The 17,500-nt window shown below is 39.2% G+C and carries 16 protein-coding genes, 1 tRNA gene, 3 rRNA genes, 1 other RNA gene and 1 other annotated feature (2 of these 22 only partly in view); of the genes, 16 read left to right on the forward strand and 5 right to left on the reverse strand.

Going from position 1 to position 17,500, the window contains the following annotated elements; genetic code table 11:
* A 23S ribosomal RNA gene (locus tag Q5794_RS00055) occupies nucleotides 1-1,507 on the forward strand; it begins 1,429 nt to the left of the window's first position.
* A 63-nt stretch (nucleotides 1,508-1,570) separates the two neighbouring features.
* Nucleotides 1,571-1,686 (forward strand): 5S ribosomal RNA (rrf, locus tag Q5794_RS00060).
* Between the two features lie 26 nt (nucleotides 1,687-1,712).
* Here rrf and Q5794_RS00065 read toward each other — a convergent pair.
* The gene (locus Q5794_RS00065; protein ID WP_097825358.1) at nucleotides 1,713-2,678 is read right to left on the reverse strand and encodes a YaaC family protein; all 966 of its coding nucleotides are present in this window, start codon (nucleotides 2,676-2,678) and stop codon (nucleotides 1,713-1,715) included.
* A gap of 116 nt (nucleotides 2,679-2,794) precedes the next feature.
* On the opposite strand from Q5794_RS00065, the gene guaB reads away from it, so the two are divergent.
* From guaB to Q5794_RS00095, 6 genes are all read left to right on the forward strand, one after another.
* Nucleotides 2,795-4,261 (forward strand): IMP dehydrogenase, encoded by a 1,467-nt coding sequence (gene guaB / locus Q5794_RS00070; RefSeq protein ID WP_013054827.1) that lies wholly within the window; start codon nucleotides 2,795-2,797, stop codon nucleotides 4,259-4,261.
* A gap of 150 nt (nucleotides 4,262-4,411) precedes the next feature.
* On the forward strand, nucleotides 4,412-5,767 hold the full coding sequence (locus Q5794_RS00075) for a serine hydrolase (protein WP_214987859.1): 1,356 nt from the start codon (nucleotides 4,412-4,414) through the stop codon (nucleotides 5,765-5,767).
* Between the two features lie 190 nt (nucleotides 5,768-5,957).
* Entirely contained in the window at nucleotides 5,958-6,845 is an 888-nt protein-coding gene (pdxS, locus tag Q5794_RS00080; RefSeq protein WP_013054829.1) for a pyridoxal 5'-phosphate synthase lyase subunit PdxS, read from the forward strand.
* Nucleotides 6,846-6,866: 21 nt separating this feature from the next.
* Nucleotides 6,867-7,454 carry a pyridoxal 5'-phosphate synthase glutaminase subunit PdxT gene (gene pdxT / locus Q5794_RS00085; protein ID WP_025753569.1) on the forward strand — a complete coding sequence of 196 codons (588 nt, stop codon included), beginning with the start codon at nucleotides 6,867-6,869 and terminating at the stop codon, nucleotides 7,452-7,454.
* A gap of 57 nt (nucleotides 7,455-7,511) precedes the next feature.
* Nucleotides 7,512-7,724 (forward strand) — a binding site (T-box leader).
* Nucleotides 7,725-7,776: 52 nt separating this feature from the next.
* The gene (gene serS / locus Q5794_RS00090; RefSeq protein ID WP_013054831.1) at nucleotides 7,777-9,054 is read left to right on the forward strand and encodes a serine--tRNA ligase; all 1,278 of its coding nucleotides are present in this window, start codon (nucleotides 7,777-7,779) and stop codon (nucleotides 9,052-9,054) included.
* 110 nt (nucleotides 9,055-9,164) lie between these two features.
* Nucleotides 9,165-9,257, forward strand: a tRNA-Ser gene (locus tag Q5794_RS00095).
* A gap of 120 nt (nucleotides 9,258-9,377) precedes the next feature.
* Here Q5794_RS00095 and Q5794_RS00100 read toward each other — a convergent pair.
* From Q5794_RS00100 to Q5794_RS00115, 4 genes are all read right to left on the reverse strand, one after another.
* Complete coding sequence (locus tag Q5794_RS00100) at nucleotides 9,378-10,058, reverse strand: deoxynucleoside kinase (RefSeq protein WP_214987862.1); 681 nt, start codon at nucleotides 10,056-10,058, stop codon at nucleotides 9,378-9,380.
* Nucleotides 10,058-10,693, reverse strand: a complete 636-nt coding sequence (locus Q5794_RS00105; RefSeq protein ID WP_028410386.1) for a deoxynucleoside kinase — start codon at nucleotides 10,691-10,693, stop codon at nucleotides 10,058-10,060. The genes Q5794_RS00100 and Q5794_RS00105 overlap by 1 nt, the downstream gene beginning before the upstream one ends.
* 143 nt (nucleotides 10,694-10,836) lie before the next feature.
* Nucleotides 10,837-12,138: a glycoside hydrolase family 18 protein gene (locus Q5794_RS00110; RefSeq protein ID WP_153254531.1), complete on the reverse strand. Its 1,302-nt coding sequence runs from the start codon at nucleotides 12,136-12,138 to the stop codon at nucleotides 10,837-10,839.
* 56 nt (nucleotides 12,139-12,194) lie between these two features.
* Complete coding sequence (locus tag Q5794_RS00115; RefSeq protein ID WP_129705611.1) at nucleotides 12,195-12,737, reverse strand: isochorismatase family cysteine hydrolase; 543 nt, start codon at nucleotides 12,735-12,737, stop codon at nucleotides 12,195-12,197.
* A 79-nt stretch (nucleotides 12,738-12,816) separates the two neighbouring features.
* Here Q5794_RS00115 and tadA point away from each other — a divergent pair, with 79 nt between their 5' ends.
* From tadA to Q5794_RS00155, 8 genes are all read left to right on the forward strand, one after another.
* On the forward strand, nucleotides 12,817-13,287 hold the full coding sequence (tadA, locus tag Q5794_RS00120) for a tRNA adenosine(34) deaminase TadA (RefSeq protein ID WP_082595891.1): 471 nt from the start codon (nucleotides 12,817-12,819) through the stop codon (nucleotides 13,285-13,287).
* Between the two features lie 102 nt (nucleotides 13,288-13,389).
* Nucleotides 13,390-13,654: signal recognition particle sRNA large type (gene ffs / locus Q5794_RS00125), an RNA gene on the forward strand.
* 130 nt (nucleotides 13,655-13,784) lie between these two features.
* A complete protein-coding gene (gene dnaX / locus Q5794_RS00130; protein WP_192998783.1) occupies nucleotides 13,785-15,473 on the forward strand; it encodes a DNA polymerase III subunit gamma/tau in 1,689 nt (562 codons plus the stop codon).
* A gap of 19 nt (nucleotides 15,474-15,492) precedes the next feature.
* On the forward strand, nucleotides 15,493-15,813 hold the full coding sequence (locus tag Q5794_RS00135) for a YbaB/EbfC family nucleoid-associated protein (protein WP_013081327.1): 321 nt from the start codon (nucleotides 15,493-15,495) through the stop codon (nucleotides 15,811-15,813).
* A 15-nt stretch (nucleotides 15,814-15,828) separates the two neighbouring features.
* The gene (gene recR / locus Q5794_RS00140; protein ID WP_014461944.1) at nucleotides 15,829-16,425 is read left to right on the forward strand and encodes a recombination mediator RecR; all 597 of its coding nucleotides are present in this window, start codon (nucleotides 15,829-15,831) and stop codon (nucleotides 16,423-16,425) included.
* Between the two features lie 14 nt (nucleotides 16,426-16,439).
* Nucleotides 16,440-16,664 carry a YaaL family protein gene (locus Q5794_RS00145; RefSeq protein ID WP_013054840.1) on the forward strand — a complete coding sequence of 75 codons (225 nt, stop codon included), beginning with the start codon at nucleotides 16,440-16,442 and terminating at the stop codon, nucleotides 16,662-16,664.
* Between the two features lie 116 nt (nucleotides 16,665-16,780).
* Nucleotides 16,781-17,050 carry a pro-sigmaK processing inhibitor BofA family protein gene (locus tag Q5794_RS00150; protein WP_013081328.1) on the forward strand — a complete coding sequence of 90 codons (270 nt, stop codon included), beginning with the start codon at nucleotides 16,781-16,783 and terminating at the stop codon, nucleotides 17,048-17,050.
* A gap of 289 nt (nucleotides 17,051-17,339) precedes the next feature.
* Nucleotides 17,340-17,500, forward strand: a 16S ribosomal RNA gene (locus Q5794_RS00155) (it continues 1,391 nt past the right edge of the window).

Here is a 17,500-nt window from a genome sequence, read left to right on the forward strand (position 1 = left end):
AGGTTGATATTCCTGTACCACCTCCCCGCCGTTTGAGTAATGGGGGGACGCAGTAGGATAGGGTAAGCGCGCTGCTGGATATGCGCGTTCAAGCAGTTAGGCTGATGAGTAGGCAAATCCGCTCATCATAAAGGCTGAGCTGTGATGACGAGGGAATTATAGTACCGAAGTTCCTGATTCCACACTGCCAAGAAAAGCCTCTAGCGAGGCGGGAGGTGCCCGTACCGCAAACCGACACAGGTAGGCGAGGAGAGAATCCTAAGGTGATCGAGAGAACTCTCGTTAAGGAACTCGGCAAAATGACCCCGTAACTTCGGGAGAAGGGGTGCTCTGGTAGGGTGTATAGCCCGAGAGAGCCGCAGTGAATAGGCCCAGGCGACTGTTTAGCAAAAACACAGGTCTCTGCGAAGCCGCAAGGCGAAGTATAGGGGCTGACGCCTGCCCGGTGCTGGAAGGTTAAGAGGAGGGGTTATCCTTTGGGAGAAGCTCTGAATCGAAGCCCCAGTAAACGGCGGCCGTAACTATAACGGTCCTAAGGTAGCGAAATTCCTTGTCGGGTAAGTTCCGACCCGCACGAAAGGCGTAACGATCTGGGCACTGTCTCAACGAGAGACTCGGTGAAATTATAGTACCTGTGAAGATGCAGGTTACCCGCGACAGGACGGAAAGACCCCGTGGAGCTTTACTGTAGCCTGATATTGAATTTTGGTACAGCTTGTACAGGATAGGTAGGAGCCTGAGAAGCCGGAGCGCTAGCTTCGGTGGAGGCGTCGGTGGGATACTACCCTGGCTGTATTGAAATTCTAACCCGCGGCCCTGATCGGGCCGGGAGACAGTGTCAGGTGGGCAGTTTGACTGGGGCGGTCGCCTCCTAAAATGTAACGGAGGCGCCCAAAGGTTCCCTCAGAATGGTTGGAAATCATTCGTAGAGTGTAAAGGCACAAGGGAGCTTGACTGCGAGACCTACAAGTCGAGCAGGGACGAAAGTCGGGCTTAGTGATCCGGTGGTTCCGCATGGAAGGGCCATCGCTCAACGGATAAAAGCTACCCCGGGGATAACAGGCTTATCTCCCCCAAGAGTCCACATCGACGGGGAGGTTTGGCACCTCGATGTCGGCTCATCGCATCCTGGGGCTGTAGTCGGTCCCAAGGGTTGGGCTGTTCGCCCATTAAAGCGGTACGCGAGCTGGGTTCAGAACGTCGTGAGACAGTTCGGTCCCTATCCGTCGTGGGCGTAGGAAATTTGAGAGGAGCTGTCCTTAGTACGAGAGGACCGGGATGGACACACCGCTGGTGTACCAGTTGTCTTGCCAAAGGCATCGCTGGGTAGCTATGTGTGGACGGGATAAGTGCTGAAAGCATCTAAGCATGAAGCCCCCCTCAAGATGAGATTTCCCATAGCGCAAGCTAGTAAGATCCCTGAAAGATGATCAGGTTGATAGGTCAGAGGTGGAAGCGTGGCGACATGTGTAGCTGACTGATACTAATCGATCGAGGACTTAACCAAACTTTTAAAAGCGTAAGCTTTACTCAGCGAACTGTTATCTAGTTTTGAGAGAGCAATCTCTTGTCTGGTGGCGATAGCGAAGAGGTCACACCCGTTCCCATACCGAACACGGAAGTTAAGCTCTTTAGCGCCAATGGTAGTTGGGACTTTGTCCCTGTGAGAGTAGGACGTTGCCAGGCACTTGAAAAAAGACTAGCTAAAATAGCTAGTCTTTTTTTGTATGTTCATTTAAGTAACAAGAAATTAAGTAAGGAATCTTTTGAGCCGTAACTTCAAGGAACCTCAAGATAAATGGATAATCTTTCGAAGAGTATGTATGCAATAATTCATACCACCACTCTGTTTCATAACGTGAAATCATACTTAAATTATAAAGTAATAAGTAATGTGCCAACATCTCAGGGAAATATAAACAGCTATCTTTTTCCAAAGGTGCATGTAGCGTGTTATTTTGGAAATTGTACATAAAAGGTGAACAATTATATAAACAGCTTGAAGGATCAAGAATACATACCTGATCTTCTGACAGAGACAATGATAGGCGGGAACGCTCTTTTAAAAAAGAGTAGAGCCTTTCGTGATTCATATGATAACACCGTGTAACTTGTTCAGGAATAGACAAAGAGGTAGCTGGAAGCGATCCAATAGTTGTTAAATGAGAAAATGACCTAGTACCCAAATTTAAAAATAATGTATCTAATTCCGGTACGCACGACAACAGATAATTCATTGTATATTTACTACCTTCCAGTTGTTTCACATGAAACAATTCTTCTCCTACTTGTGAAAACAAACCGCTTTTTTGGATCTTAACTTCATCATCTAAAAAATCATAACTTTGTTTTTTTCTTTTTCGTGTTGATACTCCATGTGCTAACACCGCCGTATTTTCTGGATATACTGGGTTTTGCGTTAACAAACAGGCTTTTAACAGCTGTGACATTCCATAAAATAATAAAACTGGTTGAACTGATACAGGAGATTGTGCCGCAACTTGATAATAATTTTTACTGTGTTCCAAATAATAAATAAATGGGTAACTGTTTTTAAAGCTATGTTGCTCTGCATCGCTATAATTCAATTTTTGATAGCGCTTTTTTAAAAAGTCTTGTACAAAAGGAACGGAAAAAAATAAATTGTAGGACGTCCAAACATCATTAAATTTATGCAACTAAATCACCTTTTCTTTTTATTAGAATTATCTGATATCTAGTGAAGTTATTGACAGGTACATATCTGCTTGTTAATCTACTAATAATATTCTGTCGTTTAAAGGAGGATTCTATAATGTGGGAAAGCAAATTTTCTAAAGAAGGCTTAACATTTGATGACGTTTTACTGGTGCCAGCAAAATCTGAGGTACTACCTAAAGACGTTGATATGAGTGTTGAACTAACAAAAACATTAAAATTAAAGGTACCGTTCATCAGTGCAGGAATGGATACAGTTACAGAAGCTGAAATGGCTATTGCGATGGCTAGACAAGGTGGTTTAGGTATCATTCACAAAAACATGTCGATTGAACAGCAAGCAGAACAAGTTGATAAAGTAAAACGCTCTGAAAGTGGTGTTATCACGGATCCTTTCTTTTTAACTCCTGAAAACCAAGTATTTGCTGCTGAACATTTAATGGGCAAATATCGTATCTCAGGTGTGCCGATTGTCAACAACGAAGAAGAACAAAAACTAGTTGGAATCCTTACAAACCGCGACTTGCGTTTTATCCAAGATTATTCAATGCAAATTGCTGATGTAATGACAAAAGAAGAATTAGTTACTGCTCCAGTAGGAACGACTTTAGAAGAAGCAGAGAAAATTCTACAGCAATACAAAATTGAAAAGTTACCTCTTGTAGATGACAATGGCGTATTAAAAGGTCTTATCACAATTAAAGACATTGAAAAAGTAATTGAGTTTCCAAATGCAGCTAAAGATCAACAAGGTCGATTATTAGTTGGAGCAGCTGTTGGCGTAACAGCTGATTCAAACGTTCGTATCGAAAAATTAGTACAAGCTGGCGTTGATGTTATCGTTATTGATACAGCGCATGGACATTCACAAGGCGTTTTAGATACGGTACGCAGCATTCGCGAGGCATATCCAGAGTTAAATATTATTGCTGGGAACGTAGCAACTGCTGAAGGTACAAAAGCATTAATTGAAGCGGGAGCAAACGTAGTAAAAGTAGGAATTGGACCTGGTTCAATTTGTACAACTCGTGTTGTAGCTGGTGTAGGCGTTCCACAAATTACAGCAGTATATGACTGTGCAACTGAAGCTCGTAAGCACGGTGTAGCTATTATCGCAGATGGCGGTATTAAATACTCTGGAGATATCGTAAAAGCACTTGCAGCTGGTGGACATACAGTAATGCTAGGAAGCCTTCTAGCGGGAACGACCGAAAGTCCTGGAGAAACAGAAATCTACCAAGGTAGACGCTTTAAAGTGTACCGTGGAATGGGCTCTGTAGGAGCTATGGAAAAAGGAAGTAAAGATCGATACTTCCAAGAAGATAATAAAAAATTAGTTCCAGAAGGTATCGAAGGCCGTTTGCCTTACAAAGGACCTGTAGCAGATACTTTATATCAAATGATTGGCGGTTTACGCGCAGGAATGGGTTACTGTGGTTCAGCTAACTTAGAAGCGTTACGTGAACAGGCACAATTCATTCGTATGACTGGAGCAGGTTTAAGAGAAAGTCACCCACATGATGTACAAATCACAAAAGAGTCTCCTAACTATTCTATGAGATAATCATGAATGTTTAAAAAACACGTTTCCCTATTAGGGAAACGTGTTTTTTATGTCATTGATCACGAATGTAACAGTACTTCTTTATCTATTTTTTTAAATTTTAGTATGATAAAATTACATTTATGTGAGTTTACGTTTGGAGGGTATAGAGTGAGAAACGCAGTACAGAAACAATTAATTTGTGTCATTGCTGTTATGTTAATGGCCAGCGTATTTTTTGTCTCTACACAAGCATCAGCTGCTCCTAAAACAGATAATATTGGCGTTGAAGCAGATGCAGCGATCTTAGTAGAGGCAAGTACGGGGAAAGTATTATACGGGAAAAATACGGATGCTTTATTAGGTATTGCAAGCATGACAAAAATGATGACGGAATACCTAGTATTAGAATCCATAAAAGATAAGAAATTATCTTGGGATCAACGTGTGCCAGTTAGTAAATATGCAGCTAAAATTTCTCAGGATTATGGATTATCAAATGTACCGTTAATTGAAAACCAAAAATACACGGTGAAAGAATTATATGATGCCATGGCTATTTACTCAGCTAATGGAGCTGCAATTGCTTTAGCTGAAGCTGTCAGCGATTCTGAAGAAAACTTTATTAAGTTAATGAACGAAACGGCAAAAAAATTAAATATGGGTGAATCAAAATTTGTCAATTCTACAGGTCTTTCTAATTCTTTGCTAAAAGGAATGTATCCAAAAGGAACGAAGGAAGAAGATGAGAACCTTCTATCGGCTCGGGCAGTTGCTACCCTTGCTTATCACTTAATTCATGATTATCCAGAATCTTTGGAAGTAGCTAAAACTCCTTCTAAGATGTTTAGACAAGGGCAACAAGGCGAAACAAAAATGAACAATTGGAATAAGATGCTCCCAGGTTTTTCAGCTGCCTACAGCGGTGTAGACGGCTTAAAAACTGGTCATACAGATTTTGCAGGTCAATGTTTCACTGGAACTGCAGAGCGTAACGGAGTAAGATACATAACAGTTGTAATGAATGCTAAGGAAAACGGCAAGTCTACGGAAGCTGCTCGTTTTTCCCAAACGAAAAAGATATTGGATTATGCTTTTAGTCATTTTCAGTTAAAAGAAGTAGTGCCTGCTAACGGCGAGATTAAAGGGCATGAAACAATTGATGTTGCTAAAGGAAAATCAAAAGAAGCTTCCGTTTCTCCAAAGAATTCGGTAAAGATTATTACCGAAAAAGGTCAAAAAGATCATACTAAAATCAACTTTAAGTTAAACGATAAAGTTATGAACGATCAAAAAGTTGTTGCTCCTATTAAAAAAGGAGAAACAGTTGCTTATGTGAGTGCAACAAACAGCAATCTCAAAGATTTAGGCTATGTAGGAGGTCAAACTACAGATAGCATGACGCCGGTTGTGACAAACGAATCTGTTGAAAAGGCTGGGTGGTTCTCTCTCGCTATCCGCAGTATTGGTAACTTCTTCAGCGATATTTGGATGAATGCTGCAAATACAGTGAATAACTGGTTTTAATGATAACTCAAGAGAAAGAAGAGATACTACAAGAGAGTATCTCTTCTTTTTATTTTTAGATTTGTTTGTATATAATCTATAAATTAGATAGGAATTTTCCGAAAAATGCGGTAGAATAGACACTAAGTTTCGAATTTTGTATATACACTAAAAATTATTGTGAAACACTTGATACAGGAGGAAGACAAACATGAATAACATTACAGGTACTGATCGTGTAAAACGAGGAATGGCGGAAATGCAAAAAGGTGGCGTTATCATGGACGTGATCAATGCAGAGCAAGCAAAAATTGCAGAAGCAGCAGGTGCTGTTGCCGTTATGGCATTAGAGCGTGTTCCAGCTGATATCCGTGCAGCAGGCGGTGTGTCTCGTATGGCAGACCCAACAATTGTTGAAGAAGTGATGAATGCTGTGTCCATTCCAGTTATGGCAAAAGCTCGTATTGGTCATATTGTTGAAGCACGCGTGCTAGAAGCGATGGGTGTAGACTACATCGATGAAAGTGAAGTGTTGACTCCAGCTGATGAGGAGTTTCATTTAAATAAAAATACATTTACGGTTCCATTTGTGTGCGGTTGCCGTGATCTTGGCGAAGCATCTCGTCGTATTGCTGAAGGAGCTGCAATGCTTCGTACAAAGGGCGAACCAGGGACAGGAAACATCGTAGAAGCAGTGCGTCATATGCGTCAAGTAAACGCTCAAGTACGTAAAGTTGTGGGCATGGACGAAGATGAGTTAATGACAGAAGCTAAACTATTAGGCGCACCTTATGAGTTATTACTGCAAATTAAACGTGAAGGTCGTTTACCAGTTGTAAACTTTGCAGCAGGCGGTGTAGCAACACCAGCAGATGCAGCGTTAATGATGCAGCTTGGAGCAGACGGCGTGTTCGTTGGATCAGGAATCTTCAAATCAGACAACCCTGAAAAGTTTGCACGTGCAATCGTGGAAGCAACAACACATTATCAAGACTATGAACTCATTGCAAACTTATCAAAAGGGTTAGGAAGTGCAATGAAAGGGATTGAAATTTCATCATTATTACCAGAAAACCGCATGCAAGAGCGTGGATGGTAATTTAAAGGGAGTTTTGACAAAATGGTAAAAGTAGGCGTGTTAGGGTTACAAGGTGCCTTTCGCGAGCATGCACAAGCATTAGAAGCAGCAGGCGCCGAAGCCATTATCATTAAAAAAGTTGAACAGCTAGACGAAGTAGATGGTTTAATCCTACCGGGCGGCGAAAGCACAGCAATGCGTCGTCTGATCGACAAGTATGATTTTATGGAACCTCTTCGCCAGTTTGCACAAGCAGGTAAACCGGTGTTTGGTACGTGTGCGGGTTTAATTTTACTCGCAGGACAAGTCGTTGACCGTGAAGAGCCTCATTTAGGTGTTATGGATATTACGGTAGCTCGAAACTCGTTTGGACGTCAACGGGATAGCTTTGAAGCTGCTCTAAATATTAAAGATATCGGTGAAGATTTTATAGGCGTATTTATCCGTGCTCCGCATATTGTAGAAGTAGGAGAAAACGTTGAAGTCTTAGCAATGCATAATGATCGAATTGTGGCAGCAAGACAAGGTCAATTCTTGGGATGTTCGTTTCACCCGGAATTAACAGATGATGCTCGCATGGCTCAGTATTTTGTAGCAATGGTTGAAGAAGCTTCAAAAAAACCTGTATAAATGAATTGCATCTTGTAAAGACTTGTAGTACATTATGATTAATAAAAATGATATTGGTATAAAGCGTTGATAGGAAATAGTAATAAGATTTTTGATTTCAAGAGAGTCGATGGCTGGTGTGAATCGATAATCAATTCTTATGAATCCGTCCTGGAGCAAGCTGTCGAAAAAGTAGTAGGCAGTTTCGGTTCATCCGTTATCTGGTTTAAGAGGAAGGCTTATTTTAGCTTTCAATTAGGGTGGCAACGCGGGTAAACTCTCGTCCCTTTCATGGGGATGAGAGTTTTTATTTTGCCCTTTTATACTGAAGGAGGTACTAAGTATGTTAGATTTAAAATTTTTACGTGCTAATTTTAATGAAGTAAAAGAAAAGCTCAAGTTTCGTGGTGAGGACTTAACGGACTTAGGTCGCTTCGAAGAGTTAGATGCAAAGCGCCGTGAGCTAATTGCTCAAACAGAAGAGTTAAAAAGCAAGCGAAATGAAGTATCACAGCAAATTGCACAATTGAAGCGTGAAAAACAAGATGCGGATCATTTAATCGTTGAAATGCGTGAAGTAGGAGACCGCGTAAAGCAATTGGATGAAGAGCTTCGCAGCGTTGAAGAAGAATTAGAACTATTGCTGCTTTCAATTCCTAACGTTCCACATGAAAGTACGCCTGTAGGTGAAACTGAAGATGATAACGTAGAAGTTCGCAAATGGGGAGAAATTAAACAATTTGATTTTGAACCAAAACCGCATTGGGATTTAGGAACAGATTTAAATATTTTAGATTTTGAAAGAGCTTCGAAAGTAACGGGAAGCCGCTTTGTATTTTATAAAGGGTTAGGTGCAAGATTAGAACGCGCTCTTATTAACTTTATGATGGATTTACATATGGATGAGCATGGTTATGAAGAAATTCTTCCTCCATATATGGTAAATCGTACAAGCATGACAGGAACAGGGCAGCTTCCTAAATTTGAAGAAGATGCATTCAAGATTAAAGAAGAAGATTATTTCTTAATTCCTACAGCTGAAGTACCAGTTACAAATTTACACCGTGATGAAATCTTAAGCGGAGATCAGCTTCCAATTGCTTATACAGCGTATAGTGCTTGCTTCCGCTCAGAAGCAGGCTCTGCAGGAAGAGATACACGTGGTCTTATTCGTCAGCATCAGTTTAATAAAGTGGAACTTGTTCGCTTTGTTAAGCCAGAAGACTCTTATGATGAATTAGAAAAATTAACGGGCCATGCTGAAAAGGTTCTTCAACTATTAGGTTTACCGTATCGAGTTCTAAGCATGTGTACAGCTGACCTAGGTTTCACAGCAGCCAAAAAGTATGATATTGAAGTTTGGATTCCAAGTTATGAAACGTATCGTGAAATTTCTTCTTGTTCAAACTTTGAAAGCTTCCAAGCTCGTCGTGCTAATATTCGCTTCCGCCGTGATACAAAAGCAAAACCAGAGCATGTTCATACACTAAACGGTTCTGGCTTAGCGATTGGCCGTACGGTAGCTGCAATTTTAGAAAACTACCAGCAGGAAGATGGATCAATTCAAATTCCAGAAGTGCTGCGTCCATATATGGGGAATAAGGAATTTATTTCTAAATAAAAGTAGAAGATGTTCATTAAGAATTAATTCTTAATGAACATCTTCTTAAAAAAATCAATAAAAGAGTTGACTTCATTATTTGTATATGATAAATTAATACTTGTCGATACGGAGGAATACCCAAGTCCGGCTGAAGGGATCGGTCTTGAAAACCGACAGGGGTGTTAAAGCCCGCGGGGGTTCGAATCCCTCTTCCTCCGCCATATTTGACTTATAATGCAATTAACATAGCGCGATAAATTGGAGATTGGAAAACCGTTACTTATAAGTAACGGTTTTTTATTTGTTAAAAATGCCGCTTTATCTATTAAAGCGGCATTTTTTTATAGATGACGACGTTTTAGCTTTTCATTATGTTGTAAAAAGCGAGCCACTTTTTCAACAATTGATTCAATTGAATCAGGATCCTTGATAAGGTCGTATTCTCTAATATCTAAACGAAGAATAGGGCAAGCCGTAAAGTTATTAATCCAGTCTTCGTATCGGGCGTGCATCTCTTTCCAATAATCAAGAGGCGTTTGTTGTTCCATTGGTCGCCCTCTTTCTTGAATGCGATCTACAATATCTTCGAAGTTGCCTTCCAAATAAATGAGCAGATCCGGATGAGGGAAATATGGAGTCATAACCATTGCATCGAACAAGCTTGTATATGTTTCATAGTCTACTTTAGACATCGTTCCTTTTTCAAAATGCATCTTAGCAAAGATACCGGTATCTTCGTAAATGGATCTGTCTTGGATGAAGCCGCCGCCATACTCGAAAATTTTCTTTTGTTCTTTAAAGCGTTCCGCTAGAAAGTATACTTGTAGGTGAAAGCTCCAACGTTCAAAATCCCCATAAAATTTGTCCAGGTAAGGGTTGGAATCTACTTTTTCAAACGATGTGCGAAATTGGAGAGCATCAGCCAATGATTGAGTCATTGTAGATTTCCCAACTCCAACTGTACCCGCTATCGTCAACACAGCATCATTAGGAATGTTGTATTTCGATCGTAAGTTTACCATTACATACTCCTTTTTAACATACTCTCTTGAACCTCTGATAAGATTCTATTTAAGTGTTGTTTATTTTGTACAAAATCTATTTCATCACCGTCATAACGTAAAATGGTTACATCAGGGTTATTTTGTTCAAACGCCGTCATAGCTTTTTCATAATCATCACTTAGCCTCGCAAGGTAGTGAGGATCGATGTTTCGTTCAATTTCTCTTCCGCGCATTTTAATACGCTTTAACAAGGTATCTAAACTGGCATTTAAATAAATAATAATGTTTGGAGCTGGCATATCAGCCGTTAAGATGTGGAAGATTTGTACATATTTTTTATACTGTTCATCTTTTAACGTTTGCTCAGCAAAAATCATATTTTTCATAATATGATAATCTGCTACAACAGGTTTTTTATAAGATAAGAACCCTTTTTGAATATCCTCCAACTGCTTATATCGATTACATAGAAAAAACATTTCGGTTTGAAAACTCCACTCGTTTATATTTTCATAAAATTTCCCAAGAAATGGATTTTCATCTACGATTTCTTTTAAAATTTCGAATTGAAATGCTTGTGCAATCTCTTTAGCTAGAGAGGTTTTTCCGACACCGATGGGTCCTTCTACTGAAATAAAAGGTGTGCCTTGCATTCATTTGCCTCCTTCATGACCACTCGTTCAAAAAAAACAGACAAAAAATATTTTAACATAGAGAAGGAGAATAAGGGGAAAAGAAATTTCTTTCAGTAAGAAGAATAACAAAAAGCCTACTGTTAACAGTAAGCTTTCCCTATTTATGGCTGTGTCACTCTTTTCGTAATTTTGAAGTTGTCTTCAATCAAGAGCCAGTTTTGCGGGAAATCCAAGCCTAGTTTCCAGTAGGCCATTCCTCTAAGTTTTAATTCTTTTATTAAATCAAACTTGGCCTGAATAGACCTAGCGTCTTCAAACCATACTTCGTGGGTGCGCTGTTGTTCATCTTTATACCGGAAGAAAGGAGCTTGTGCTTTATTGTCGTATTGAATAGCTACTTTATAGCGAGCTGCCAACTCAATAGCTCGTTGAGGACTAATGGCTTTGGCATATTCTCCTCCTGGTTTGTAAGGAAGTGTCCAATCGTAACCGTATAGGTTTTGACCCATGATAATTTTTGAACTAGGTATTTCAGATACTGCATATTCTAAAACATCACGTACGGGACCAATAGGAGAGACGGCCATAGGAGGCCCACCGCTATATCCCCATTCATATGTCATCGGAACAACGAAGTTAGCAATCTCTCCAATGGCTTTATAATCATGTGCTTCATACCATTTGCCTTTTTGATCTCGACTTGTCTTCGGAGCTAAAGCGACAGACATAAGAAGTTGCTCATCTTGAAGACGCTTTTTTGCTTTCTGTAAAAATGCAATATAGGCTTCTTTATCTGCCGGACGCAAAAATTCGAAGTCAAAATGAATGTCTCTGAAATTTTGTTCTTTCGCTGTTTTTACAATATTATTTAAGAGCGTATCTTGAACATCTTTATTATTTAAAATTGCTCGGCCGACTTCGTCACTGAATGCACCGTTTTCAATATTAGCCAATACCATTAAGAAAATGACGTCATTTTCTTTAGCAATAGAACCTAAATTGTTAAGTGGAGGTGCCTTTAGAGAACCGTCTTTTTGCACTTCGAAGTTCGCTGGCCCGAGATAAGTAAGGTATTTTGCATTTTGATTAATCATTTTCTCTGTTTGAGGAGTGATTTTTCGATTGCTTGTTTCAACATACCCTAAAAACTCACCGTTTCTTTTGTTTGGGGAAGGGGGAATTAAGATGCGGCGGCCAGGTGTTAAGGGTGCTGTAACTGAAACATTGTTCGCATTGGCGATAGCCTGATAGCTAACGCCTAATTTTCTTCCTATCTTCCATATAGTGTCCCCAGCTTTTACTGTGTAGTAAGTACCGTTGATTGGAATAACCATAGATTGCCCGATGACGAGTTGATTTGGATTAGGTAATTCATTTGCTCTTATAATTTTCCCTGCGTCAATGCGGAACTGTTTTGCAATACTATATATACTGTCACCTGCTTTAACAGTGTAAATTTGCATAATAAAAAGCCTCCATTTCATATGACTTACTTCCATCATATGAGAAGGCTTTTTACTTAATTCATCAACTCGTTATGTTTGCAAATACGAGCATTTAATACGTTATGCATCATTCTCAAAGCAAAGGTATTGTCTTCATCTGCGTTTGAAGCAATACAATCTTCAGGCACAATTAAGTTATACTCACGCATATAAGCATCGTTGGCTGAAAAAAGCACGCATATATTTCCCGCAATTCCTGTTAAAATAAGTGTATGCACATCGAGCTGTGATAGCAAAATATTTAAAGCTGTCCCATAGAAGATAGAATGCTTTGGTTTAATTAAAAAGTAATCAGCGTTTTGTGGTGAAATGTGATGTAGAATGGGTGAGCTTATCTCATTTGTGCAGTGTGTTAAAATGGTTTCTAAGTTTGCTTGCCATAGCTTATAGTGGTCATTGACATAAATGATAGGGATATGTTGAGACGAGGCATATTGTTTTAATTTGGAAATGTTTTGAGCAATTGTTAAAGATTTTTCAGCAAGTATTTTGCCGTTTTTAAATTGAAAATCGTTTAGCATATCAATAATAATTAAAGCAGTTTTAGCGTTCTTCACATAAGGTCTCTCCTTTTCCTGATGTACATAGTAAATAGTTTGACTCAGAAAAAATATAATATGTAAGGTTGGATAAAAAGTGTTAAATGATGAAAAGTATATGAGGTTGGCAATTGATGAAGCATTAAAAGCTAAAGATAAATTAGAGGTTCCCATTGGAGCAGTTATTGTTCAAAATGATGAGGTAATTGCTTCAGCTTATAACTTACGAGAAACAGAACAGCGATCAGTTGCTCATGCGGAACTTTTAGCGATTGATGAAGCATGTAAGAAACTAGGAACATGGAGATTGGAAGACGCTACGTTATATGTCACCTTAGAACCATGTCCGATGTGTGCAGGTGCTATTGTATTATCAAGAGTAAAAAGAGTTGTGTTTGGCGCTTATGATCCTAAAGGTGGCTGTGCGGGAACATTGTTAAACTTATTAGAGTTTGAAAAGTTTAATCATCAAGCAGAAGTAGTAGGAGGTATGCTAGAAGAAGAATGCGGGAGCCTCTTAACGACCTTTTTTCGTGAGTTGCGTCAAAGAAAAAAGGCTGGAAAATAGCGCTAAAAAAGTAAGTTTTCTATAGCAGTTGCATTTTTGAATGAAAAGACGTATACTTGTAAATGCATCAACTTGATGCCCAAACTATTGGTTTCAACTTTGCCGTGCTAAGCGGGGAGGTAGCGGTGCCCTGTACTCGCAATCCGCTCTAGCGAGGCCGAATTCCTTCTTGAGGTTAGCTCATCTTAGGGCCTGCCTTAAGTAAGTGGTGTTGACGTTTGGGTCCTATGCAATGGGAATCTGTGAACCCTGTCAGGTCCGGAAGGAAGCAGCAGTAAGCAGAACCTCTCATGTGCCATGGGGTCGCCTGAACCGAGCTAACTGCTTAAGTAACGCCTGGGGTGGCTAATCGACGGAAGGTGCACGGCAGTTATATACATAAGTTTAGTCTACTCTGTTGGAGTAGGCTTTTTATTTTATCTCTCACTATTTTGAAAAAAACCCTCATAATACGCTATAATGATAACTAATGAATTATATTAAAAGGAGAGGATGTAGTGGCATATCAGGCTCTGTACCGTGTATACCGTCCTCAAAGCTTTAACGACGTAGTCGGTCAACAACATATTATCAAAACACTTCAAAATGCCCTTGTCCAAGAGAAATTTTCGCATGCGTATTTATTTTCTGGGCCTCGAGGGACAGGAAAGACAACAGCTGCTAAAATTTTAGCGAAAGCCGTTAACTGTGAAAAAGCACCCATTGCTGAACCCTGTAATGAATGTGCAACTTGTCGGGGAATTACTGATGGTTCCATTTCTGATGTAATTGAAATTGATGCAGCCTCTAATAATGGAGTCGATGAAATTCGAGATATCCGTGATAAAGTAAAATATGCGCCTAGTGCTGTTCGATACAAAGTGTACATTATTGATGAAGTTCATATGCTTTCAATTGGAGCTTTTAACGCTTTGTTAAAAACGTTAGAAGAACCTCCTGCACATGTTATCTTTATTTTAGCTACAACAGAGCCGCATAAAATTCCATTAACGATTATCTCTAGATGTCAGCGCTTTGATTTCAAACGCATTTCGCCAGAAGATATCGTATATCGAATGAAGGAAGTATTAGGTTCTGAAGAGCTAGAAGTAAGCGAGGATGCTCTTTACGAAATTGCGAAAGCTTCAGAAGGCGGCATGCGTGATGCACTTAGTCTTTTAGACCAAGCGATCTCGTATAGTACGGAGAAGGTGAGCTTAGAGGATGTTCTATCCATAACAGGAGCAGTATCACAGGCTTTTATTGTGAAGATCGTCCAAGCTATCTTTAATGAAAACATCGTAGAAGCGCTAGACTCTGTTGAAAGTTTGATCAAAAACGGAAAAGATCCAGCGAGGTTTGTAGAGGACCTCATCTTCTATTATCGTGATGTTCTGCTTTATCAAGCTTCTGAAGAAAATGCATATTTACTTGAAAAAGCAGCGGTTAACGAAGAGTTTAAAGAACTCAGTTCAAAAATGGATAGTGCCTTTATTTATAAAGTCATTGCTGAATTGAACCAAACTCAGCAAGAGATGAAATGGAGCAATCATCCTCGAGTGCTACTTGAAGTAGCTTTAGTAAAATTAGCTCAAAGTTCTACAAATCAAGAGAGCGCTCTTCCATATCAAGACATTTTGCAAAAAATGAATCAAATGGAAGCAGAACTGCAGCAGTTAAAAGAAAAAGGCATTCAAGTTGATCATACAGCTCAGGCAGCGCAAACAGAGAAAAAACAGACAAGACAGTCCAGAAGTCAGTACAAAACGCCTGTTGGGAAGGTAAATGAAGTTTTAAAAAATGCCACTCGGCAGAATTTAGAAACGATTAAGCGATCTTGGGCGCAGGTGTTGGACACATTGAAACAACAAAATAAAGCTTCACATGCAGCGTTGTTATCTAACAGTGAACCGGTTGCGTCTTCAGATCAATCATTTATACTTAAATTTAAATATGAAATTCATTGCAAAATGGCTTCTGAAAATAACAACAATGTACGTGATAATTTAGAGAATATCTTATATACTTTAATTGGCAGCAAGCGTGAAATGGTTGCAATTCCAGAAAGTGAATGGGATAAAGTAAGAGAAGAGTTTCTTCAAGGGCAGCAAAGTGATGGGTCATCAGGTCAACCACAGGAGGAAGACCCTTTGGTTGCAGAAGCGAAAAAGCTATTTGGAGAAGACTTAATCGAAATTCAAGAGTAAATTTAGGAGGAATGTTCATATGATGAAAGGCATGGGCAATATGCAAAAAATGATGAAACAAATGCAAAAAATGCAAAAAGATATGCAAAAAGCGCAGGAAGAGTTAGCTGAAAAAACTGTTGAAGGTACAGCTGGCGGCGGAATGGTAACAGTTGTGGTTAACGGTCAGAAACAAGTAATTGATGTAAATATTAAAGAGGATGTAGTAGATCCTGAAGATATTGAAATGCTACAAGATTTAGTACTAGCAGCAACAAATGACGCATTAAAACAGATGGACGATTTAACAAATAACACAATGGGTCAATTTACAAAAGGTTTAAATATTCCAGGACTTTAATAAGGTGGTTGCCACGTGCATTATCCAGAACCAATATCAAAGCTTATAGATAGTTTTATGAAGTTACCCGGCATTGGTCCAAAAACAGCTGTTCGCTTAGCATTCTTTGTTTTATCTATGAAAGAAGATACAGTATTAGATTTTGCAAAAGCATTAGTCAATGCGAAGCGAAATTTAACCTATTGTTCAGTTTGCGGGCATATCACAGATCAAGATCCTTGCTACATTTGTCAAGATCAGCGTAGAGAGCGAAGTGTGGTGTGTGTGGTGCAAGACCCTAAGGATGTCATTGCAATGGAGAAAATGAAAGAATATAACGGCTTGTATCATGTCCTGCATGGCGCAATTTCACCTATGGAAGGAATAGGGCCTGAAGATATCAAAGTACCAGAGTTATTAAAAAGACTTCAAGATGATGAGATTCAAGAAGTGATTTTAGCTACTAACCCGAATATAGAGGGCGAAGCTACGGCTATGTATATCTCTAGGCTCTTAAAGCCGACAGGAATTAAAATTACTAGAATTGCTCATGGGTTACCCGTTGGAGGAGACCTTGAGTACGCAGACGAAGTAACATTATCTAAAGCCCTAGAAGGTAGAAGAGAAGTATAACGAGGTACTTGCATATGTTTTTTAAAAGAAAAGGTTGGTTACGTAAAGAGTACGATGATGAATTTGTGAAGACTTTTATGCAAGTAAAGCAGGAATGGAGTCACAAAACTTCAATGGTAGAAAGAAGTGTAGATCCTTCAGAAGAGGTAATGGTAGATATTCGATTAGCCAAAATGAAGTATCTTTTTCTATTAAAAGAAGCCAAGCATCGAAATATTTCAATTAACAGGATGTCATAGAGGCATCCTGTTTTGTTGTCTTTATAAAATAAGGATTTCCCTCCGTGAAGTAGTGCTTTTTTTGAATGCTTGGACATACATATAAGATAACTTATCTGCTTTAAGAAGGAGGCAACATGCTAAATCATCCCATTGTAGTTGTGTCTTTTTTAATAGGACTAATCATTCTACTTTTAGTAACAGGTGGTGTTGAAAAAATGCTTCGAGTCATTGGAAATTTATCAATTAAGCTTATTATTGGCGTTCTGCTGCTTTTCTTTATTAACATCTTTGGCGTACAGTTTGGTATTCATATCCCTATTAATTTCCCCACAGCCATTGTTTCAGCTATTTTAGGTATTCCAGGCATAGCTGCCTTACTTGTTATTAATAATTTTATATTATAATTTGGAGGAATATCCAAAATAAAAGTTTTCTGGAATCTTTTTGAGAAAACTTTTATTTTTTTTGAAAAAGTTGTTGACCAGCAAGTTAACAGATGTTATATTTATATACGTCGCTAAGACAACAACAAAAAATAACTCGAAAATAACTTAATGAAAAAAGTTATTGACAAGTTATTCTTAAGGTGGTAAGATAAGAAAGTCGCCTTGAGACAAGAGTTCTTTGAAAACTGAACGAAATAGTAAACGTCAACGTTAATTTTTATTTTTAAAATTGAGCAAGTCAAACATTTCTTCGGAGAGTTTGATCCTGGCTCAGGATGAACGCTGGCGGCGTGCCTAATACATGCAAGTCGAGCGAACGTCATAGAAGCTTGCTTCTATGACGTTAGCGGCGGACGGGTGAGTAACACGTGGGCAACCTGCCTGTAAGACTGGGATAACTTCGGGAAA

This window comes from Priestia megaterium (assembly GCF_041941685.1).
Lineage (GTDB): Bacteria > Bacillota > Bacilli > Bacillales > Bacillaceae_H > Priestia > Priestia megaterium_C.